Genomic DNA, 22407 nt, shown 5'->3' with positions numbered 1-22407 from the left:
AAGCGGTTTCACTATTTTTTGAAAAATGTACCCGTTTTCGTGAAATGTTCAAACGGATTCGACGCCACTTCTTTGAAAGCGGGTACATAACCTGTAACGGACAAAGGAGGGTTTCTGATGATTCGACTCGAGCACGTATCGAAAATCTATAAGACAGGCGACGTCGAGACGACTGCGTTGAAAAACGTCGATGTGACGATTCAGGACGGGGCGTTCGTCGTCATTTTAGGACCGAGCGGGAGCGGTAAGAGCACGCTCTTAAACGTCATCAGTGGTCTCGACACGGTCACATCCGGTACGATCACGTTCGACGACATCGTCCTGACCGACCTCACCCCGGAACAGATGACGGCGTTCCGACGTGACCACCTCGGCTTTATCTTCCAACAGTATAATCTGCTCCAAAACTTGACCGTCTATGAGAACATTCAAATCGGCGCCGACTTGACGGACGACCCGCTCCCGATTGACGAGTTACTCGACCAAGTCGGACTGAAAGGCGCTCGCGATAAATATCCGTATCAACTGTCCGGCGGGGAGCAACAGCGCGTCTCCGTCGCCCGGAGCCTTGCGAAAAACCCGTCCATCGTCTTTTGCGACGAACCGACGGGCTCGCTCGACGAGGACAATTCGAAGAAAGTGCTCGAGCTGCTCGAACGCTTGAACGAGAAATACCGCAAGACGGTCGTCGTCATCACGCACAACACCGGCATCGGGGCGATGGCCGACGACGTCATCAAGATGAACTCGGGCCGCATCGTCGAACTGACACACAACCCGGTCAAACAAGCCGCTCATGACATCCACTGGGGGTGAGACAGATGCTGTATAAAAACGTATGGAAGACGCTCGCCGGCAAATGGATGGAACTCCTCGCCATCGCCGTCATCATCGTCATGAGCTCGCTCACGTACACGATGATGTTCTACGGCATCAGCGGCATCGAAGTGCCGACCGAGGAATATCTCGCCTCGTCGAATCAGGAAGACTTCGCCGTCGAGATGCTCAACCGCGTCACCGAGGAGGAGGCGGCCACACCGGCGCTCGCTGATTTCATCGCCGCTGGCCGGTACACGCTCGCCGACTTGAAACGTGACGACGAGGCGGCCTTCGAAGCGCTAATCGATTCCCGCATCGATGCCGTCGCGCGTGAGATGGGCGACGTGACGCTCGAACTCCGTTCCTCGAAGTTGTTCAACTACACGTTCGACGACAAGGAGCATCGTGGGCTCGTCTTAAAAGACGCGGACACGATCAACCTGTCCTACCTCGAGGCCGGTCGACCTCCGAGCGCGGACGACGAGGTCGCCATCAATACGAAGTCAGCCGAAAAGAACGGGATCGACATCGGCGACACGATCGACCTCGGGGAACCGTTCACGGTGACCGGGTTCGTCTTGTTCCCGGACTATACGTTGCCGCTCTTTGACGACAACTTCTTCAACCTGGACCCGGGCACGCAGACGCTCTTGCTCATGACGGATTCGGCTTATGAAACGCTGAGCGGGACGGAATCGTTCCGTCTCGCGGGCGTCACGGACGAGACGGTCCAAACGGACGTCGACCTCCCGTTCGTCATCTCGGTCATGGAGACGGAAAACATTATGCGTAGTGGCGCCATCTATAGTGAGATCTCGTCCGGTAAAGCGATGGCGCTCGGCTTGAGCCTCTTCATCGTCTCCATCGCCGTCATCATCGTCGCCATCTTGATCTCGAACATGCTCGAGGCCGAGCGCGGTCAAATCGGCCTGTTGAAAGCGATCGGTTACAGTCGACGCCAAATCGCCATACCGTATTTGGTGCTCATCTTGCTGTTCGCGACCGTCATGCTCGTCGTCGGCTATTTCCTCGGCCTCTATTTCGCCGACCCACTCAAAGACCTATATCTCGATTTTTATCTATTGCCGTCCATCACCATCGCCCAAAGCCCGCTCGTCTTTCTCACGGCCGTCTTCGCCCCGCTCCTCTTCTTCACGCTCGTCGCCGGGGCCGTCATTTATAAATTGATGGGTGAGAGCGCGCTCGCGCTCCTCTCACCTCGCGACAACGTGTCGCTCAACCGTCTCAGCCGCATCGTCAGCCGTCTGCTTCGAAACGCACGTGGTAAGACGAAGTTCAAATATTTATACGCCGTCAAGAGCACGGGCAGCTTCATCATCTTCTTTTTCGGCATTCTCTTCTCGACGCTCCTCATCGTCTTCGCCCTCATGATGAACGGGGCGGTCGATCGGATGACGGTCGGCGAGTTGAACGAGGCCGACTACGCGTACGAGGCGTACACGACGACGCAACCTACGCTTCGCGACGGGCAAGAGCCGTTCCTCACCTATCCGTTCGCGTTCGTCGAAGACAAGCTCGTCACGCTGAAAGGACTCGACGACACGGCCACGCTCTATCGACTGACGGACCGAGACGGGAACGACTTGACGCCCGCCTCAGACGAGGTCATCGTGAGCGCTTCGCTCGCCTTGAAGCTCGGTCTCGAGGCCGGGGACACGCTCGAGGTCGCCCTTGACAACGAGACGTTGTCGTATCCGGTTCGCGGCATCGCCGACGAGTACGCGGGTGACATCGTCTACTTGGCCCGCACAGCGCTCAGCGAACAGTTGTCGGACGGGACGTCACGCGACTTGTTCAACGGTATTTATGCGACCGAACGACCGGACGAGACCGACTATCCGACGATTTTGTCGCGTGACAGCTTGATCGACCAGTCCAAATCGATTAACGAATACATGAACTTCATGATGAACGTCATGATCGGCGCCTCCGCGTTAATCGCGTTCAGCATCCTGTTCGTCCTGACCGCGCTCACAGTCGAAAAAAACTATTACGTCATCTCGCTCTTGAAAGTGATGGGTTACGACCGACGTGAGGTCCGATCGATGATTCTCGACAGCTATTTCGTCTATGCGCTCGTCTCGGCGCTCCTCAGTATCCCGATCGCGCTCCTCGTCCTTCGGCTCATCATCGTCTTGTTCGCACAAGATTACGGACTCGTCCTGCCGCTCGAGTTCGAATGGATGTACCTGGTGTATACGCTCGGCGCGGTGACGCTCCTCTTCTTCGCGAGCACGTTCATCAGCCGCCGCAAAATCGACAATATCCCGCTCCAAGAAGTATTGAAGACGTATCAAGAATAATTTGTCCCGAAATAGGGCATAATAAGAGAAGAGACCGGGCCTCTCGCATGAGGGGCCTGACTATTTGCAGAAAAGGATGATTCATATGAACCGTACACAAGTGTTGCTCGCCATCCCAGGAAACTGGTCATCGGCCGAGGCAGTCAACGAACAAATCAGTTTACATAGCGAAGGCTACACGATGGCAGGTCTGTTGCTACTTGAAGACGAGACCGGTAAAGCGTTCACGGTCGAGGTCATCGAACGCGACCCGGCGCTCGCCGAGGCGATGATTCATGCGAGCACGAGCGGCTTCACGCCAAAAATCGCGAAAGGACTGGCCCGTCACACGCACATCGTCTACTTGATCGTCGATGTGAACGACGTGTCGGACATCGCGGCAGCCCGTCGTGCGGCGAACGCGCTCTTGAACGCGGGCGGCCTCGGTGTCATGGTCGAGACGGCAGGCGTCGCCTACTCGAAAGAGGAGTGGCAAGAGTCGAAAGAAGAAGACCTCGCCCTCGACTACTCGCTCCTCACGGCTATCACTGAAGAGGAGACGGCCTACATGTCGTGGGGCATGAAAGCGTTCGGTCAAGCCGACGTCGCCGTCCCGTCGACGCTTGACGTCGAAGATGCGATTCACGTCATCCATTCGTTCAACTTCCACTTGATTTCAGGTGGCTCGATGTTCGGCGACGGCGACAGCTTCGCCTTCGATGACGGCAGAACGTTCACGGTCGAGATGGGTGAAGACGAACGCACGTCGATTGACAACTTGCTCCACAACCCGTTCGGCTTGATTTACCTCGTACCGCAGACAACAGAAGGCTAATTTAGATGATTGATTAATCGATTATTTTCAATCGAAAAAAATAATAGATAGTAACAAAACAAGAGCTCACGGACTTTCGTCCGTGGGCTCTTGTTGCGACTGCGCGGGCATCTTGAGCGGTAAAAAATAATGGTCGCATCCTTCCCACCCTAGCCGCTCGCTCAACAAATCGAACGACGTACGGAAGAAAGCCTGGACGTCCCCGTCCGCTGTATGTTCGAGTGACAGGAAACATTCGCTCATCGCGGCGTCATAGTAGGCGTCCGCCGGTTGTAGCCGCTCCGATGGGAGTTCCGTATATTGGAACGGATACGGCAAAATGAAAAATGTCGGCACGTCGACGGACGCATCCCCGAGCCAAAAGCCGAACTCAATCATCGGCTCGTCAAACGCCGCCTGCTCGATGACCAAATCTTTCGGGAACGGTTCGTGTGCGTTATAGACGATGAGCGACGAGACGTCGAACGTGCCCCAAAACAAGGCCGGCATCACTTTCCGGCACCGGAGCGGGGCGAGGAACATCGCTTGTTCCCTTGCCGCATCACGGAACAACTGGAGTCCTTTTTGCGCCGCATCGGCGTCATAGGCGAGCGGCGTCTCGTTTCGGTCGAGCCACCGCGTCTCGGCCATCTCTTGCGATTTCGGATTGATCCTGACCGTGACGCCAGACGACTCGAGCGCCCAGACGATGGCGTCGTAATACGATTTGATGGACGTCCCGTCGGCAAGCAGGATGACCGCTCGACTCCCCTCGACTTGCACGGTGATTTCTGAGGTCAGGACATCGACTTCAATCTCGAACCACCTGCCCCCGCCATAGAGCGGTCCGGTCGAGAAGCCGCTCACGGTGAGCGGTAACGTGACGTGGGCCCATTGCGGCTGTTGCAGGGCTAGTCCGAGTTTGATTTTCCCTAAAATCTGTGACACGAGGTGGAGCGTGAGCTTCGTATCCGCCCACTCCGAGTGGCGCAGCATGTGCATAATCGATTCCCCATTTCTCCATTGAACGTCCGACGTGACTCTCTTACCGATTCCCGATGAGGTGGTGCGACAATCAAAAAAATCCACAGGCGTCTGCCTGCGGATTACTTACGCATGTCTTGAATTCGTTCGAGTTGGTGCGTCAACTCGCCGATTGGCACGAACCGGGCCCGGCGGAGCATCTCTTTTCCGTTCATGAAGTATAAGACGACAGGCACGGTGAAAATCGAGTACGCGCCGGCGATGTCGGGCACTTCGTCCGAATCGACCGCGACGGATGCGATTTGCGGGAACGCGGTCAGCATGTCTTCGACTTGCGGCTTGAGCGCATGGCAGACGCTACATCCCGGGTGCGAGACGTAGACGAGGAGCTGGTCCGCTTCTGCGATCCGTTCGTTCAAGGCGTCAAGGGTCGTCACGCTTTCCATATCCATCCCTCCTTCCATTACGCGTCGAGCCAGAGCACACCGACCGTCTCGAAGCCGGCATGGACCGCGATCGACGGGCAGAAGCGCGTGCGCACGACATCAAGTGTCGGCAGTTTCGATTCGATGAGCGCGACGAGGTCGTCTTGCATCGACGGAGCGAGCGCCGTCTGGACGATGACACGGTTGTCCTTCACCCCGTTCGCGGCGTGACGGCGTTCGAGCTCGGTCACCATCTCGGCGTACGCTTTCTTGAGCGAGCGTGCCTTTTTGAACGGGATGACTTTCCCCGTCTCATCGAGCGTGATGATCGGCTTGATGTTCAAGATGTTGGCGAGGAAGAGCTCGCCTGACGAGACACGGCCGCCACGGCGCATCGTCTCCATGTTGCCGATAATCATGAAGAAGTTCTTCTTGTCGCGCCACGCCTCGAGCAAGGCGACAATCTCTTCTGGAGACTTCCCTTCCGCCTCGGCCGCGCGTCCGAGACGGACGAGCTCTTGTTGTGCCTCGAGCGCGGCGTGCGAGTCGACCGTGAACACCTTGAAACCGGCCGCTTCGGCCGCTGCGCTCGAATTTTTCACCGTCGAGCTCAACCCGTTCGAGCAGTGGACGGCGATGGCGCAGTCGTAGCCGTCTTCTTTCAACCGCTCATAGCGGGCGATGAAGTCACCGAAGATCGGTTGTGACGTCTTCGCCTCTTTCTTTTGTTCAATCATGTAGCGGTGCAAGTCTTCAAGCGACAAGTCCGTCTCGCTATAGCCGCTGCCGTCGACGATCAATTGAATCGGGACGATCTCGACGCCGAGCGTCGCCGCCTCCTCTTTCGAGAAGTTGGCCATACTATCTGTGATCCATGCGATTTTTGTCATAAGTACAAGTCCTCCAGTGGTCGTTCTAATTTGTCTTCTCTCATTATACATGATTTCAGGCGCCACTTGCCTGATGAAAAAAGCAGGACGATTCGCATCGCCCTGCCCGAGTCATTTTGTCGAAATCAGTTTCGTGTGGGCGAACTCGTCGTGCGGGAGTTCGACGTCCTTGTTCGACTTCATCTGTTGGAGCGCCCGGAGGAGTGGGAGCCCGAGCGTCGCCGGGTAGACGACGTCCTTATAGAGCGTCCGTTTCACGACTTGTTCGAGCGAGAGCGGACGGCCGTCTTGGCTGACGACTTTGATGCCGACGACCTGGTCACCGATCGTCTGGCCGTTCCGATTCAAGAGGAAGTATACTTCTCCGGTGATTGTGACGAGCGTCGGTAAGTAATAACGCTTCACTTCTTTTTTAGGCCAAATTGCTTTGCGAATCGATTTTTCAATCAGTTTGGCCGGTGTCTGAAAAATGAGTTGGTCGATTTGACTGGCGACGGCACGCTTCCAGATTGGGACTGCCACGTTCATCATCCTTTCGTTTCGGTTCTAGCCTTTCAATTCCTCTTTTGGCTTCGCTTGAAACGCGGAAAACGGGCATCCGGAACGGGCGAACAAGTTCGGTGTCATGACCCGGTCTTCGTAATGTTGATGGAACACGTGCGTCGCGGCCGGTGAGAGCGGCGGGATGAGCCAGCTCCACTGCCCCGTGACGTCACGTCCCGCGTCCGTCTCGTTCTTCTCGAACCGCTTGAACTGTTTGGCCGCCGTATGATGGTCGACGATTGTCACGCCGGACCGCTCGAACGACTGCAAGACGGCGACGTTCAGCTCGACGAGCGCGCGGTCGCGCCAAAGCGTCCGCTCTTTCGTGATGTCGAGCCCGAGCGACGCACCGACGAGTGGCAGCAAGTTATAACGGTCGGCGTCGGCCAAGTTGCGCGCCCCAATCTCGGTTTCCATGTACCAGCCGTTGAACGGCACCGACGTGAAACGGAGTCCTCCGATTTCTAGTTCCATATCGGCGATGGCCGGGACCGCATGCCATTGGATGGTCCGCCCGTCAAACAAGTCGTAGTCGTCATGGTGAATCTCGACCTCGAGCACCGCGTCGTCCGGCAATTCGTACAACCGTACGTCTTGCCCGTCCGTAATTAGGAGTGGCAACACGTCAAACGCCGTCCCGGCACCGCGCCATCCGAGTCGTTCGGCTTGTCTCGTCATATTGAGCGACAACGGGTCGCCGATGATCCCTTCCGCCGTCTCGTAGCCGGCGTAGCGGACGAGCTGGCTGTTCAAAAGACGAAATTCGTTTGGGAGAACGGTCATCGTCGAGCGGATTTTGCCGCCGTTCGTGGCGAAACGGAGATGTGCGACGAGCGCGTCGAACACCTCGTCAAACGTCGTCACGTCCCGGGCGTCACGCACGTGGAGCGTCTGCCAGAACAGTCGGCCGATGCAACGGTTCGAGTTGCGCCAGGCGAGCTTCGCCCCTTCCGTCAACTCTTCGGTCGTCAGCGTATATGTGCCCGTCCGATTGATTTCTGACTCCACTTCCATCCATCGTTCCGTCTGATCTCCTTTCAATTGTGAGAAAAAGTCTCGTGCTGCCTGTACCATCATGTCTATCTCCTCTTCATATCTGTCTTTTTCATCTTATAGAACTTGGGAGATGTGCATCAACTGAATTGTTTAGGTGGATATGTTAATTTTTTGAACCATGACAAAAGACCACGGAAAACCGTGGTCTAGAGGTTATGGTTGTTTCACAACGACCGTCGCGTACGCCGGCACGTCTACATAGCCCGAGACGCGTTTAATCGTCTTCGTGCCTGCCTGGTTCCCGTCGACGATCACGTTCCACTGCCCAGTCGGGAGTTTCACTTTGACCGTTTTCGCGTTGGCGTTATGGGTGATGAACAAATCTTTCTTCTGGCCTGGTGCCTTGTCGTCAATCAAGTACGTGATGACGTTCGGCTCAGAACGGTAGAACTTGACGTTTTTCTTGACGTCTTTCGCGTCCGTCATGCGAAGGCCCGGGTTGGCTTTACGCATTTCGATTAAACCTTTCATGTACTGGACGTCCGCCTTCCGGTCGGCGGCGCGTTTCCAGTCCATCTGGTTGATGCGGTCCGGCGACTTGTACGAGTTGTGGTCGCCTTCTTTCGTCCGCATGAACTCTTGGCCGGCGTGGATGAACGTCGTCCCTTGGCTCGTCAAGAGGATGCTCGAGGCGAGACGGTGCATCTTCGTCCGGTCCGCTTCCGACGTCTCCGGGTTCGTGAGCTCGAGCTTGTCCCAAAGCGTGTGGTTGTCGTGCGCTTCGACGTACGTGATCGCTTGCGTCGGTTGCTTCGTGTAGCCTTTGATGTCCGCGTTGTAATCGATTTCCCCGACGATGCCGGTCTTGATGCGATTCTCAAGGCCGTCTTTGCCGTTGATGAAGCCGTTGTCCGTGTCGATGAAGACGCTGCCTTTCAAGCCGTCACGGATGTTGTCGTTAAAGTGCGCGACGCCTGGCATCTTGTAGGCGTTCTTTTGGTTCGCTTTCAATGCCGGGTCGAGCGGTGTGCCGAGGTCCCAACCTTCGCCGAAGACGAGGATCGACTTGTCGACCTTGTCGAGCGCTTGGCGGACTTTGTTCATCGTGTCGACGTCATGGATCCCCATGAGGTCGAAGCGGAACCCGTCCCACTTATACTCGGTTGCCCAGTACACTGTCGAGTCGACGATGAGCTTTTGCATCATCTTCCGCTCTGAAGCCGTGTCGTTTCCGACGCCGGTCCCGTTCGCGAAGTCGCCGCCTGCCGTGTAACGGTAGTAGTAGCCAGGAACGATTTTGTGAAGGTTCGACGCCTGAGCATCGAACATATGGTTGTAGACGACGTCCATGACCGCGCGCAAGTTATGGTCGTGGAGCCCTTGAATCATTTCTTTCAATTGCGTGATGCGAACTTTCGCGTCATACGGGTTCGTCGAATATGACCCTTCTGGCGCGTTATAGTTTTTCGGATCGTAACCCCAGTTGTATTTCGCGTCCGGGTTCGTCTCATCGACCGATGCCGTGTTATAGTCGTACACCGGGATAAACTGGACGTGCGTCACGCCTAAATCTTTGACGTGGTCGAGCCCTGTCTTCGTATCCGTCTTCTTGCCATTCTCAATCAAGCGAGTGCCGGGTTGGACGACACCGAGGTATTTGCCCTTATGGCGAATGCCTGAGTCGTACGTGTTCGACGTCACGTCGAAGATTGAGAAGTCCCGGACGTGCGTCTCGTAAATGATCGCGTCCGTCGATTGCTTCAACTGTGGTTTCATGTTGTTCCAACGTTTCGGGTTCGTCTCTTTCAAGTCGACGATGACCCCTTGGTCGCCGTTCACGCCGACTGCTGTCGCATACGGGTCGACCGCACGGATGCTGCCCGAGGCGTGCTTGACGTTATACGTGTAGCCGATGCCGTCGAGGTCACCGCGCACTTCCGCAATCCACGTGCCGCGTTCCCCACGCTTCATTTGAATCGTCTTCTTGATGTCTTGATCGTTTGCCGGTCGGTCTTTCGGCATGTTCCAAAGTTCGAGTTTGACGTCTTGGGCTGTCGGGGCCCACAAGACGAAGTTCGTCTTCGACTTTTGGTACGTGATGCCGAGCTTGCCGTCATACGCATACTTCGCGTCAAACTCCGGTGAACGGAGCACGTCACCCGCTTGGAGCACGCGTTCCCCGAACGTCGGGTGTGTCGCCGTGATGACTTTCGTCAAATCGATGTCTTCGTTGAATTGAATCGTGACCGATTTGTCCCCCGTTACCTCGACTGATTTCACGTTCGCCCCATTGACTTTCAGTTCTTTCGCGAACGAAGCATCGATGGTGCGGTTGAGCGTGAGCTTCGCCGTGCGGAACGTCGTCGCCTCGAATGCGACGATTTTCGGTGAGCGATCGATTTCAGGCTCTGAATAATAGATGGTCGACTCGCCTTCGACGAGCCAAATCTCTTTCGCCGTGCTGAGTGCAAAGCGGTCTTCACCGTCTTTTTCAGCCCAGTCGCCTTTTTTCGTGATGAGGCCGATCAGTTTTTTCGCGTCCGGGTTCGCGAACTTCACGTTCGCCACGGCACCAAATTCGTCCGTCTCATCGAACGCGATACTCTGTCCGTCTCCGCCGTCCGGCCAAGTCCAAAGACCCCAGTCCGTGTATGTATTGTCATAGCGGAAATAGTGTACTTTCATGTCGACTTCCGTCTTCGCCGTGTCCCCGTCCGGATTCGACGTGTAAATCTTCGAGTCCCCCGACTTGATCCACACTTCGGCGACACCATCTTTGATCATGTCGCTCGTAATGAAGCGGTCGTTCTCAGACCCTTTGTCTTTGTCCCAATTGTCCGTTCGGACGATGAGACCGAGTCGTTCTGGTGAATCGACCGGGAATTCGTAGGCCGCCACCTTGCCGAAGTCGTCCTCACCGTTGAAGGCGAAGCCTTTGTTCGGGAAGTAATCTGGGCCGTTCGCCCAAAGCCATAAGTTCCAATCCGTCTGGTTGCCAGGTGCTTCTTGATAGTGGACGACGACTAACGTCGACTTGCCTTTATCAAGGGCCGATGCTGACATCGGAAACATTGACAGAATCAGTGCAAACGTTAGCACAACTGCCCATACGGGTTTCCAGTGTTTGTAGACCATGAGGGTCCCTCCTTGTAGCATGAAATTTAAGAAAACGCTTACACAAAAATTGTAAACGTTTCCTTCCTTGAATTCAATGTTTTTCTAATCAAGCACCTAAGCTCTGCCACTTCGCGCCAACGGTTGGCAAACCACCTCGATTTACCAATTGAAAAACGATTGCAATTTGGGAGGAATGAACTGTATATAGAAAGGAGAGGAGGATGGTTCACCATATGTCACTGACACAGCTCATCAATAATTTGGTCGCCAATGCGAGCCTATTGCTCGCTGGTCTTTACATCATTTCCCGGCTCACGTGCCTCGGTTTCACGACGAAGCTCCCGCTCCGGCGTCAAGTGACCATCTCATTTTTACTAGCCGGCCTTTCCGTCCTCATCACGCTACACGGCGTGTTGTGGAACGCCCAAGCCGACTTTCAATACGGCTTCGTGCCCATCATGATCGCCGCTCTTTACTTTGGCCTATCAGGCGTGCGGATCACGTATGTCGCGAGTATTCTCGTCTTGCCGTTCATCTTATCGGAGACGCTCTTGTTGATCGCATTTTTGGATTATTCGCTCGCGGCCCTTGTTTCTGTCGCGTTCCTGCATTTTCGTGAACGCATCATCCCGTCCCGAGATATCCGCATCGTCAACGGCATCAGTCTGGGGTTCATCACGCTCTTTTCCCTGCTAAATTTTTACACGTATGATCAGGCCGAGACATACGTTTGGACGTTCCTCGCCTTCCTCACAATCGGGTACGCTGCCGGATTCGTCCTTCATATCGTTTACGGCGGCATCCATAAGATGCAACGGTCGGAGCGGCTCATCTCCCAATACAAGGAAGCGGCGTTCACAGACGCGCTTACAGGCATCGGCAACCGCCGTCGTTTCGAAGAAGAGATGAAGCGCGTCGACGAAGAAGTGTTCACCGGGACGCAAGACGTTGCCTTGCTCTTACTCGACATCGACCACTTCAAGTCAATCAACGATACATACGGCCATGACGCGGGGGACGTCATTTTAGTCGAACTTGCTAAACGCTTGAACGACTCGGCGCGCAGTGACGACGTCGTCTGCCGGAACGGCGGGGAAGAATTTACCGTGCTCTTATCTGATTGTAACCTGTCCCAAGGCTTCGTCATCGGCAAACGCTACTTGCGTCAAATCGCCGAAACCCCGTTCGTTCTACCGGACGGATCCTCGATTGACGTCACCGTCTCCATCGGGATTGCGAGCACGTCGGAGGCGAAAGTCGTCACGTCTGCGCAACTGACCAAGAAAGCAGACGTCGGCTTATATGTCGCCAAACGGAGCGGTCGTAACCGTCTCGGCAAGTGGAAAGAATTGAAAGCGAACTAACCCCAGTGCACGGCACTGGGGTTAGTTCGCTTTCGTCGATTAGTTGACGGTCGTTCGAGCGCATCGTCCGTGGCGCCGGAGACTCCTTAGGAAATCGCAAGCAAAGGGAGACCCAGCAGCGTTCAGCGATGCGGCTCCCTGCTTGCCCTAGGAAAGCGAAGGCGCCAAAGGACGATGCGCCAGATCCTTCTTTATAAACAAAACGGCGCCCGAATCACGCGGACGCCGTCTGACTTAGTTTCCGTACTTCTTGAACAATTGATAGTTCTTGTTACCGCCTGACAAGTTGTAGACGTCGGTGAAGCCGAGGTTGCGAAGCACGTTTTGTGCCGCGTTCCCTGTCACGCCACCGTTACAGTAGACGACGGTCGGTTTGTCTTTGTCCATATCTTTTGCCGCCGTCCGCAGGTCCCCAAGTGGGATATTCACCGCACAGTCGACACACGCCTTCTCGAACTGTGAGGCTTTGCGCGTATCGATAATCTGCATATCCTCACCCGCATCAATCCGTTTCTGCAACTCGCCTGGTGTGATCAGACGTGCCGTTTCGTCCATACTGTTCGCGAGCGCCATCCCTGTATACATGACCGGGTCCTTCGTCGTCGAGAACGGTGGCGCGTAGGCAAGGTCGAGGTGGAACAAGTCATCGACTTTCGCTTTGAACGTCATCGCCGTGACGAAGACATCGATTCGCTTGTCGACCCCATCGAAGCCAACGATTTGAACGCCGAGCAACTGGCGCGTCGCCCGGTCGCCGATCGCTTTGATCGTCAAATCTTTTCCACCCATATAGGCCGGCTTGTCCGGTTTCGTGTTATGGAGTACTTCAACCTCATAGCAGAGTTCGCGGGCTTCACGCTCCGAGAGGCCCGTCTGCGCGACGGCTTGACCGAACACTTTGAAGATGCCCGTGCCGAGGATGCCGCGATGCTCGAGGTCGCCGCCCGTCAACAAGTCGCCGAGGGCACGGCCCATCTTGTTCGCCGTCGAACCGAGCGGACGCCAAATCGGTTTTCCCGTGACGAGCGAGAAACTCTCCGCGACGTCACCGGCCGCGTACACGTTCTCGACGTTCGTCTCCATCCGCTCGTTGATGGCGATTGCACCCGTCTCGCCGATTTCGACGCCAATCGACTTGGCGAGTTCCGTGTTCGGCCGCACGCCGACCGAAAGGATGACGAGGTCCGTGTCAATCGTCTTGCCGCTCTCCGTGACGACACGTTCGACGTGCCCGTCCCCGACGAGTTCCGTCACCGTCTCGCCGAGCAGGAGCTCGATGCCGTTCTTCTCGAGGTGGTCCTCGACGCGGCACGCCATGTCCTTGTCGAGCGGCGGCATCACTTGTGGGATGCGCTCGATGACCGTGACGTCGACACCGCGCAGCTTGAGCTGCTCGGCCATCTCGAGCCCGATGAACCCGGCCCCGATGATGGTCGCATGTTTCGGACTCGTCGCATCGACGAAGTTTCGTGTCGTTTCCGCGTTCTGGATGTTTCGAATCGGGAACACGTTGTCCGAATCGACGCCCGGGATCGGCGGGATGATGCTTGAAGCGCCAGTGGCGAGAACGAGGCGGTCGTAGCTGTCTGTGAATGTTTCCCCCGTCTCGAGGTTCTCGACCGTGAGCGTCTGGGCCTCATGATCGATCGCCGTCACGTTATGACGCGTCAACACGTCGAGCTGATAGCGTTTCTTAAAGAACGCCGCGTCACGCGGTGTCAAATCATCACGCGACTCGACTTCTCCGCCGACGTAATACGGGATGCCACAACCCGAGTACGAGATGTCGTAATCCCGGTCGTAGATGGTGATTTGGGCGTCTTCGTTATTCCGACGTGCCTTTGCCGCGACCGATGTCCCGGCAGCGACTGAACCGATGATGACTAATTTCATATTAAACTCTCCTTAATAAAGTAATAGGCTGATGTATAAGCCGAGCAAGGTGATGGCGAGCGTCGGAATCGTCAAGATGATTCCGACTTTAAAGTACTGCCCCCACCCAATCTTGAGCCCTTTCGAACGGAGCACGTGAAGCCAGAGCAGCGTCGCGAGCGAGCCGATCGGGGTGATCTTCGGACCGAGGTCGGATCCGATGACGTTCGCATAAATCAATGCTTCCCGAATCTGACCGGTCGTATTCGTCAAATCGATGGCGAGCGCGTCAATCATGACAGTCGGCATGTTGTTCATGATCGATGACAAGATGGCCGCTAAGAAGCCCATCCCAAACGTCGCTGTGAACGCGTTGACGGCGAACCAGTCGATGAAATTGGCGAGCACTTGTGTCAGTCCTGCGTTTTGCAGACCATAGACGACGATGTACATCCCGAGCGAGAAGAAGACGATTGCCCACGGCGCGCCGCGGAGGACCGTTTTCGTCCGAACGGCCGGTGAACGGTTCGCCATGATCAGGAAGAACAAAGCGATGATACCGGCAACGATGGAGACGGGGGACCCGACGATATCGCTCGTGAAATAGCCAATGACGAGCAGGGCGAGCACGACCCACGACATACGGAACATCCGATGGTCTTTAATGACCGAAGCCGGTTCGACGAGCTTCGAGACATCATAGTGTTTCGGAATGTCCTTTTTGAAGTACAAGTACAAGACGAGCAAACTTCCACTAACGGCGAACACGTTGACGAACACCATCCGGGCCGCGTATTCGGCGAACCCGATGCCGAAGAAGTCGGCCGAGACGATGTTGACGAGGTTCGAGACGACGAACGGCAGACTCGCCGTGTCGGCGATGAAGCCGGAAGCCATGACGTAAGCCAACACGACCGCGTCCGGCAATTTGAGCGCCCGCACCATCGCGAGGACGATCGGTGTCAAGATGAGCGCCGCCCCGTCGTTCGCGAACAACGCCGCGACGAGCGCGCCGAGAAGCGTGATATAGACGAACAGCTTCACGCCGCCGCCTTTTGCGATGCGGGCCATATGTAGAGCGGCCCATTCGAAGAAACCGATCTCATCTAAAATGAGCGAGATGACGATGATGGCGATAAACGTGAACGTCGCGTTCCAAATGATGCCCCACACCGTCCCGACGTCACTAAAATTGACGACGCCGGTGATGAGGGCGACGGCGGCCATCCCCATCGCCGAGTAACCGATGCCGAGGCCTTTCGGTTGCTTGATGATGAGGAAAAGCGTCACCAAAAAAATGATACTAGCAATCCACTGCACAATGTGTTCCTCCAATAATCTCTATTTGTGTTTAGTTAGCAAGTTTGTTGCAGACCGCGAAGGACGAGGCTCACGCCGTCCTCCGTCGATTCGACGTCGAGGGTGACGTTCTCCGCCATCGCTTCGGCGTCTTTCGCAACGGCGAACATGAGGCCGTCGTAATCTTTCACGTCGTCCGTCGCTTCTGGCGCGGCGATATGGAGACCAATCGTCGGACCACAGCACCCTGCCTCCGTACAGATGCGGACCGATTTCGTTTCTTCCTCGGCGAGCGCCGCTTTCATAAAGTCGATTGCTTCATTTGTCACCTTCATTTGACTTCCTCCTTGAGTAGTTGGGATAGTGCCGGATAACCGACCGGCAATTGTTCTTGCCACGATAACAGCGTCGGGCGTGGATACGCGTGCACACGTTCAAGCCACGGTGACTCGCTCGCGATTTTCGCCGTCAGCAGCTTGCTCGTCACGTCGAGCGGGGTGAACGATTGGTTGACGACCCAGGCGAACGGGTGAATCTCGGCCCGTTTCAAATCGACGACGAGACGTTCCGCTTCATACACCGGTGTCGCCTCTGGGAGCGTCGTGATGACGACGTGCGTCTGTTTCGGGTCACGAAGCTTCGGCAACAAATCACGCACCGCTTCCGGGACGACACCAGTCGAGCGTTCGAGCTCACGGTGATAGCTCTCGGTCGCGTCCAAAAGGAGAAGCGTATGGCCGGTCGGCGCCGTGTCGATGACGACGAAGCGGTCTTTCGCTTTCGCCACTTGATCGGCGAAGGCGCGGAAGACGGCGATCTCCTCAGTGCACGGCGAACGCAAGTCCTCTTCGAGCATCATGCGTTGCTCGTCGTTCATGTCCCCAGCTTCCCGGAACACGTCCATCCGGTACTTCTCAATCTCGACTTTCGGGTCGATCGCGTCGACCGTGAACGTCGACGGCACGTCTTCGCCGATCGTGAAAGCGACGTGCGCCGCCGGGTCGGTCGTCGTCAAGTGGACCGCATGGCCCCGTTCGCTGAGTGCGACGGCAATGAGCGAGGCGAGTGTCGTTTTGCCGACCCCACCTTTCCCCATCGTCATGACGACGCTCGGTCCGTCCGCTTCCATCGCATCGACGAGCGTATCGATCGAGCCGTAACGGCTCGCGTCATACGTCTTGTCCGGGACGGAGACCGTCTCCCCGTTCACCCAGCGGCGTAAAGCCGGCACGCCGACCAAATTCTCATACGCATACGGGAGCGTGAACGTCTCCAGATTTGCGACGGCTTTTGGAAGTTCGCCGAGCGCTTGTTGTTGCCGTTCGATGAACCGTTTCGTATAGCGGTCTGTCCCTTCTTCTAATGCGACGACGCCGTTGATGACGAGCTGCATCCGTTCGATGCCGATGGCGCGCAGCTCGGTCGCGGCCCGTGCCGCCTCGACGAGGGTCGAGACTTCAGGTCGGGCAACGAGGAGCAACGTCGTCTCCTCTCCGTTCGACAACGTCTCGACCGCTTGCTTATATTGGTTTTGCTTATCGGCAAGACCTGCGAGCGGACCGAGGCAAGACGCACCGGTCGTGTTCGTCTCTAAAAATTCATCCCACGCACTCGGCAACGTCAATAACCGCAGCGTGTGACCGGTCGGCGCCGTGTCAAAGATGACATGATCGTACGCCACACGTGCCTGTTCTGACGTCAACAGCTCGGTGAACTGATCGAACGCCGCAATCTCGACCGTACAGGCGCCAGACAGCTGTTCTTCCATCGACTGGATGGCGACGTCCGGGAGCACGCCGCGATACGGTCCGACCATGCGTTCCATATACTGTTTGGCAGCCTCTTCCGGGTCGAAATTCGCAATCGAGAGCGCGGTGCCAGGCACGTCACGCGGCGTCTCGTCGAGCTCCATCTCGAACACGTCCTGCAGATTGCTCGCCGGGTCGGTCGAGACGAGGAGCACACGTTTGCCACGGTCGGCGAGCGTCAACGCGAGACTCGAGGCGGTCGACGTCTTGCCGACGCCGCCTTTCCCGGTCAAGAACACGTAACGGGTCGGCTCAATCGTCTGAAAATCAAAGCGGTCCATAAGCATCCTCCTTATTTTTTGAGCGTGATGCGCACTTTCGGCTTCTCTCCGTCTTGTTTCGCGAACGCCGTGACCGGTAGTCCGGTCAGTTCGGCAATCTCGTCGTTCGTCAAATAGGCGCCGCGCTTAAGAATCGCCCCGTCGACGAGCGTGAGTGGAAGCGTATCAAGCCCTTTCGCGATCTCGGCCTGTACATGCGCGTTTTCGACGAAGCGGTTCGGCTCAGATGCGAGATTGTAACGCGCGACGTCAAAGCCACGTTGTTTCAACACGTAATGGACGGTCGCGATGCGTGTCAGTTCTGGGTCAATCGACGGACCGCACAGTCCGGTCGGACAGCACATGGCCGGTTCGAACACTTCTAGTTTCATTTTCGTTTCCCCCTTAAATGGCACATTCGGTCTCACAGCCACAGTCCGCAACGTCCGTCTCGACGTTGTTCAATAACTCGATGACGATCGGATAAAACGGGCTCGTCTCGTTCAATCGATAGTGAATCCACTGTTTGTCGCGACGCTCCAAAAGAAGCCCCGCTTGCCGCATCATCTTCAAGTGACGGCTGATGGCAGGCTGCGAGATGTCGAAGCAGTCGACGAAACTGCAGGCGCACTGTTCACCGTCTTGCATCTGCTTGAGCATCGTCAAACGCGTCGGGTCGCCGAGCACCTTGAGCACTTTGCTCAACTCTTCTGCTGTATGCATGTTCATTCTCCTTATCTGTATAACAATATCGTTATATAACCTTCACGTTATGAAACTAACATAGTTTTTAACGAGAAGCAATTGTCTTTCCTGAAAAAGTTGGGTATGATAAACGACGTTGTGAAACTAGGTGTCGGCAGGAACACTTTCTTCATATAATGCGCATTTTGATCTTCGTGAGACTCGGAGGTCAAAGTCAAAAATATAGAGAGGTGTGTTCTTTTGGAAAAACTAAATACAGTAAGACAAGATTGGCTCGGCAACGTCCGGGCCGACGTCCTCGCGGGGTTCGTCGTCGCGCTCGCGCTCATCCCAGAGGCGATCGCGTTCTCGCTCATCGCCGGTGTCGATCCGATGGTCGGGCTTTATGCTTCGTTCATCATCGCGATGGTCATCTCGATCGCTGGGGGCCGGCCGGCCATGATTTCGGCCGCGACCGGTGCGATGGCGCTCGTCATCGTCTCGCTCGTCGCCGATTACGGGTTGCAGTATTTACTCGCTGCCGGGATACTCGCCGGAATCATTCAAATCGCGCTCGGTTACTTCGGCATCGCCCGGTTAATGAAATTCATCCCGCGTGCCGTCATGGTCGGCTTCGTCAACGCCTTGGCGATTTTAATCTTCCAGGCGCAGTTGACGAACTTTGAAGGTGAGAGCTGGATCATTTGGGCGCTCGTCGCTGGATCGCTCGCCATCATCTTCTTGTTCCCGCGCATCAACAAAGTCATCCCGGCGCCGCTCGTCGCCATCGTCGTCATGACGATTTTGGCGGTCACGCTCGGGCTTGAGACGAAAAACATTAGCGACATGGGGACGATTTCCGCAACGCTACCGGAATTTTTATTTCCGAACGTCCCGTTGACGTTTGAAACGTTGATGATCATCCTCCCTTACTCGATTTCCCTCGCCTTCGTCGGATTGATCGAGTCGCTCCTGACCGCACAAATCGTCGATGACATGACCGGTACGGATTCGAATAAAAACCGCGAATCGAAAGGTCAAGGCATCGCCAACATCATCGCCGGCTTCTTCGGCGGGATGCCAGGTTGTGCGATGATTGGCCAATCGGTCATCAACGTCTCGTCCGGTGCCCGTGGCCGCCTGTCGACGTTCGTCGCCGGGCTCGCCTTGTTCATCATGATTATGACGATGAGCGACATCTTGATGCTCATCCCGGTCGGCGCCCTCGTCGGCGTCATGTTCTTCGTCTCGTACGCGACGTTCGATTGGGGTTCGCTCAAAGGACTTCGTACTGCGCAGAAATCAGACACGGTCGTCATGCTCGTCACGGTACTCGTGACGGTCATCACGCACGACTTGTCGCTCGGTGTGTTCGCCGGGATTTTGACGGCAGCCATCCTCTTCGCGGCCAAAATCTCGAAAGTCGAGCTCGACCGGAACTTCAAGCAAGACAACGTCCACTACACGGTGAACGGCCAACTGTTCTTCGCCTCGACGTCCGAATTCGTCAACCGGTTCGACCTTGAAGAAGACGCGGAAGCCGGAATCAAACACGTGACGATCGACTTCGCGAACACGCATTTATGGGATGACTCGGCCATCGGCGCCATCGACAAAGTCGTCTTCAAATACCGTGCCCTCGGAATCGAGCCGGAACTGTTGAACTTGAACAAAGACTCGGAAAAATTGCTCAACACGCTCGCACTCCATTTGAAACAACAAGATGCGAACGCCGGACATTGATGAATTTGCTGTCCGTCATGTTGGTCAATCGCATATACTAAAAAGAGACTGTGTGAAAGAGGAGGACTTGTATGGGAAAGGTATTTATCGCGGCAGACGGATCTGCCCACTCGAAACGTGCGCTTGAGAAAGCGATTCAACTCGCCAAGGCATCAGACGCTACAATCGATCTCGTTCATGTCGTCAGCGCGAAAGAGTCAAAAGAAGCCGCGCTCAACTCGACTGGGAAGATCGACCTCGAGACGAAACGAAAGCGGATGCTACAGCCACTCTTCGATTTGATTGAGTCAGCAGGCATCGAGTATGAATACATCGAGCTTCGTGGCGAACCGGACGTTGAACTCGTCAAGTACGCCAACCACGAACCGTACGAGTACGTCGTCGTCGGGTCACGCGGGTTGAACGCGTTCCAAGAGTTCGTGCTCGGCAGCGTCAGCCACAAACTTGCCAAACGTGCACTCGCCCCTGTCATCATCGTCAAATGAGTAAATCCCTTTCTCCGCCGCGAGAAAGGGATTTTTTGTGTCCGATACAGGAACTGACCGGCAGATGTGGAATGGAAGTAAAGAATGTTTTGAATAAGGAGGGACTCATATGGAAATCGCAAACGATTCTGGCATGTTATTGCTCATCTTATTGCCGCTACTCATTTTACAGCTCGTCTTGCTGACGTTCGCGTTAATCGACCTATTTAAGCGAAATGAGACGAACGGGCCGAAGTGGGTGTGGCTACTCGTCATCTTGTTCATGAATATCCTCGGGCCAATCATCTACTTCCTCTGGGGACGGACGAAACGATGAAAGTGGACCATCTCACGAAACGGTTCGGCACGTTCACCGCGCTCGATGACGTCAGCTTCTCGCTCCGTCCCGGCTGTACGTCACTCCTCGGCGAGAACGGGGCCGGTAAGACGACATTGCTCAACATGATGGCTCGGGTGACAACGCCGACGTCTGGTAAACTGATTGGTCATGACAGCATTCGTATCGGTTACTTGCCGCAGCGCCCGGCGCTCTATCCATCGCTCACCCCTGTCGAGACGATCCGGTACGCTGGTGAACTGACGGGAACGAAACCGGATCCCGTGAAACTGCTCGCCCGCGTCGGTCTCGACCCGGTCGACCGACCCGCCTCTCAACTATCAGGCGGGATGCGGCAACGTCTCGGCATCGCCCAAGCGCTCGTCCATGACCCGGAACTATTGCTCCTCGATGAGCCGGTGTCGGCGCTCGACCCGCGGGGACGCCGTGAAGTGCTCGATTTGTTGAGCGACTTGAAACGCGAGCGGATGATTCTCTATTCGACCCACGTCTTGCCGGATGCCGAGGAAGCGAGCGATTGGGTGTTGTTGCTCCGTCAAGGCAAGCTTCTTATGGAAGGCACAGTTACGGACCTACTTGGGTCGAAGTCGTCGATCCAACTCCGCTTGTTCGCTGACGAGACGACCGAGGACGTTTGGCGAGCGCTACCTGGCGTCGTCCGCGTGACGCGCTCCGGGACGTCGTGGGAACTCGAGACGTCAGCGAAAGACGTGACGGAACAAGCAATCTTGCGAACAATCCTCGAACGTGGCTTGCGTGTCCAATCTCTCCACGTCGGTCATCCGTCGCTCGAGTCACTCTTCTTGGAGGTGAACGCATGAAGACCGCCATCTTTAAACAAGAGTGGAACGAGTCTTGGCGCAACAAACGACTCATTTGGGTCCCTGTCGCACTCATGTTGCTCGCTGCGATGCAGCCGCTCACGCTCTACTTCTTACCCGACATTTTGGCAGCCGGCGGCAACTTGCCGGAAGGCGCCGTCATCGAGATCCCCGCGCCTTCACCGGCCGAGGTGCTGTTGTCGGCCGGTGAGCAGTTACGGCAAATCGGTCTGCTCGTCGTCCTGTTGTCGGCGATGCATACGTTCAGCCAAGAACGGACACTCGGTACGCTCGCCTGGCTGAAATCATTGAACATCCCGGCGACGCGCATCGTCGTCAGTAAATGGGGACACTACACGCTCCTTTCGACCGTCTCGCTTTTACTCGCCCAAGGAACGGCCGCGTATTATACGTTCATCCTCTTCGACACGTTCAATGTGACAGACTTCCTCGTGTCGACCGGGCTGTTGATCGCCCATTTCGTCGTCCAACTTTCGATTTTCTTCTTGTTCGCGGCCTTGCTCGAAAGTGGCCTCGTCGCACTCGTCATCACGCTCGGCGGCCATCTCGTCTTGTCGCTCCTCATCAGTTGGCTCGAGTGGGACTGGCTGCCGTGGCGGCTCGGCGGTTTGTCCGGGGAAGCGCTTCTGCTTGACGTGAAGCCGCTCTGGGCGTTGCTGAGCGGACTGTTGCTCGTCGGTCTCTGTCTATTCCTCGCCTCGAAGTACTTGCGCTTTTTGAGCAAATCGTCCTGATTGACGTCCTAGAAAAATGGGTCCCTTTCAGTCGTTCATCCCTCTTCATTTCGGGTATAGAATGATTACAAAATAATTCCAATTCTAT

At 55.9% G+C, this 22407-nt stretch carries 21 protein-coding genes; 9 read left to right on the top strand and 12 right to left on the bottom strand.

What is annotated here, in order from left to right:
* Positions 1 to 117: 117 nt before the first annotated feature.
* The 3 genes from RT52_RS13070 (at position 118) to RT52_RS13060 (ending at position 3957) form a co-directional block, all read left to right on the top strand.
* Complete coding sequence (locus RT52_RS13070; protein ID WP_081852723.1) at positions 118 to 816, top strand: ABC transporter ATP-binding protein; 699 nt, start codon at positions 118 to 120, stop codon at positions 814 to 816.
* 5 nt (positions 817 to 821) lie between these two features.
* Positions 822 to 3143 carry an ABC transporter permease gene (locus RT52_RS13065; protein WP_034817882.1) on the top strand — a complete coding sequence of 774 codons (2322 nt, stop codon included), beginning with the start codon at positions 822 to 824 and terminating at the stop codon, positions 3141 to 3143.
* Between the two features lie 85 nt (positions 3144 to 3228).
* Complete coding sequence (locus tag RT52_RS13060; RefSeq protein ID WP_235193367.1) at positions 3229 to 3957, top strand: hypothetical protein; 729 nt, start codon at positions 3229 to 3231, stop codon at positions 3955 to 3957.
* A 66-nt stretch (positions 3958 to 4023) separates the two neighbouring features.
* Here RT52_RS13060 and RT52_RS13055 read toward each other — a convergent pair whose 3' ends face one another.
* From RT52_RS13055 to pulA, 6 genes are all read right to left on the bottom strand, one after another.
* A complete protein-coding gene (locus tag RT52_RS13055) occupies positions 4024 to 4938 on the bottom strand; it encodes a DUF5996 family protein (protein WP_051690368.1) in 915 nt (304 codons plus the stop codon).
* A 104-nt stretch (positions 4939 to 5042) separates the two neighbouring features.
* Positions 5043 to 5366, bottom strand: coding sequence for a thioredoxin family protein (locus RT52_RS13050; protein ID WP_034817881.1), 324 nt, complete (start codon positions 5364 to 5366; stop codon positions 5043 to 5045).
* Between the two features lie 17 nt (positions 5367 to 5383).
* Complete coding sequence (locus RT52_RS13045; protein ID WP_034817880.1) at positions 5384 to 6235, bottom strand: DegV family protein; 852 nt, start codon at positions 6233 to 6235, stop codon at positions 5384 to 5386.
* Between the two features lie 111 nt (positions 6236 to 6346).
* Positions 6347 to 6763, bottom strand: a complete 417-nt coding sequence (locus tag RT52_RS13040; RefSeq protein WP_245175551.1) for an RDD family protein — start codon at positions 6761 to 6763, stop codon at positions 6347 to 6349.
* 18 nt (positions 6764 to 6781) lie between these two features.
* Complete coding sequence (locus tag RT52_RS13035) at positions 6782 to 7855, bottom strand: nitric oxide synthase oxygenase (protein ID WP_034817878.1); 1074 nt, start codon at positions 7853 to 7855, stop codon at positions 6782 to 6784.
* A gap of 132 nt (positions 7856 to 7987) precedes the next feature.
* Positions 7988 to 10909 (bottom strand): type I pullulanase, encoded by a 2922-nt coding sequence (pulA, locus tag RT52_RS13030; protein ID WP_034817877.1) that lies wholly within the window; start codon positions 10907 to 10909, stop codon positions 7988 to 7990.
* A gap of 215 nt (positions 10910 to 11124) precedes the next feature.
* On the opposite strand from pulA, the gene RT52_RS13025 reads away from it, so the two are divergent.
* Positions 11125 to 12255, top strand: coding sequence for a GGDEF domain-containing protein (locus RT52_RS13025; RefSeq protein WP_034817876.1), 1131 nt, complete (start codon positions 11125 to 11127; stop codon positions 12253 to 12255).
* A gap of 234 nt (positions 12256 to 12489) precedes the next feature.
* Here RT52_RS13025 and RT52_RS13020 read toward each other — a convergent pair whose 3' ends face one another.
* The 6 genes from RT52_RS13020 to RT52_RS12995 are packed head-to-tail and all read right to left on the bottom strand — an operon-like array spanning position 12490 to position 18217.
* Positions 12490 to 14148 carry an FAD-dependent oxidoreductase gene (locus RT52_RS13020; RefSeq protein WP_034817875.1) on the bottom strand — a complete coding sequence of 553 codons (1659 nt, stop codon included), beginning with the start codon at positions 14146 to 14148 and terminating at the stop codon, positions 12490 to 12492.
* 12 nt (positions 14149 to 14160) lie between these two features.
* Positions 14161 to 15447 carry an arsenic transporter gene (locus RT52_RS13015; RefSeq protein ID WP_034817874.1) on the bottom strand — a complete coding sequence of 429 codons (1287 nt, stop codon included), beginning with the start codon at positions 15445 to 15447 and terminating at the stop codon, positions 14161 to 14163.
* A 35-nt stretch (positions 15448 to 15482) separates the two neighbouring features.
* Positions 15483 to 15761 (bottom strand): hypothetical protein, encoded by a 279-nt coding sequence (locus RT52_RS13010; protein ID WP_034817873.1) that lies wholly within the window; start codon positions 15759 to 15761, stop codon positions 15483 to 15485.
* Complete coding sequence (gene arsA / locus RT52_RS13005; RefSeq protein WP_081852722.1) at positions 15758 to 17515, bottom strand: arsenical pump-driving ATPase; 1758 nt, start codon at positions 17513 to 17515, stop codon at positions 15758 to 15760. Before arsA ends, RT52_RS13010 begins: the two co-directional genes overlap by 4 nt.
* 11 nt (positions 17516 to 17526) lie before the next feature.
* Complete coding sequence (arsD, locus tag RT52_RS13000) at positions 17527 to 17886, bottom strand: arsenite efflux transporter metallochaperone ArsD (RefSeq protein ID WP_034804586.1); 360 nt, start codon at positions 17884 to 17886, stop codon at positions 17527 to 17529.
* Positions 17887 to 17899: 13 nt separating this feature from the next.
* The gene (locus RT52_RS12995; RefSeq protein ID WP_034817871.1) at positions 17900 to 18217 is read right to left on the bottom strand and encodes an ArsR/SmtB family transcription factor; all 318 of its coding nucleotides are present in this window, start codon (positions 18215 to 18217) and stop codon (positions 17900 to 17902) included.
* Between the two features lie 222 nt (positions 18218 to 18439).
* Between RT52_RS12995 and RT52_RS12990 the strand changes: the two genes are divergently transcribed.
* From RT52_RS12990 to RT52_RS12970, 5 genes are all read left to right on the top strand, one after another.
* Complete coding sequence (locus RT52_RS12990; RefSeq protein WP_034817870.1) at positions 18440 to 19921, top strand: SulP family inorganic anion transporter; 1482 nt, start codon at positions 18440 to 18442, stop codon at positions 19919 to 19921.
* Positions 19922 to 19992: 71 nt separating this feature from the next.
* Positions 19993 to 20406, top strand: a complete 414-nt coding sequence (locus RT52_RS12985) for a universal stress protein (protein WP_034817869.1) — start codon at positions 19993 to 19995, stop codon at positions 20404 to 20406.
* A 109-nt stretch (positions 20407 to 20515) separates the two neighbouring features.
* Positions 20516 to 20722: a PLD nuclease N-terminal domain-containing protein gene (locus RT52_RS12980; RefSeq protein WP_051690367.1), complete on the top strand. Its 207-nt coding sequence runs from the start codon at positions 20516 to 20518 to the stop codon at positions 20720 to 20722.
* Entirely contained in the window at positions 20719 to 21564 is an 846-nt protein-coding gene (locus RT52_RS12975; protein ID WP_034817868.1) for an ABC transporter ATP-binding protein, read from the top strand. Before RT52_RS12980 ends, RT52_RS12975 begins: the two co-directional genes overlap by 4 nt.
* Positions 21561 to 22319: an ABC transporter permease subunit gene (locus RT52_RS12970; protein WP_034817867.1), complete on the top strand. Its 759-nt coding sequence runs from the start codon at positions 21561 to 21563 to the stop codon at positions 22317 to 22319. Before RT52_RS12975 ends, RT52_RS12970 begins: the two co-directional genes overlap by 4 nt.
* Positions 22320 to 22407 lie beyond the last annotated feature (88 nt).

The organism is Exiguobacterium alkaliphilum 12/1 (genome assembly GCF_000714435.1).
In the GTDB taxonomy this organism is placed as follows: Bacteria; Bacillota; Bacilli; order Exiguobacteriales; family Exiguobacteriaceae; genus Exiguobacterium; species Exiguobacterium alkaliphilum.
The sequence above is the reverse complement of the archived record's forward strand: the minus strand, read 5'-3'. Positions and strand labels throughout refer to the sequence as shown.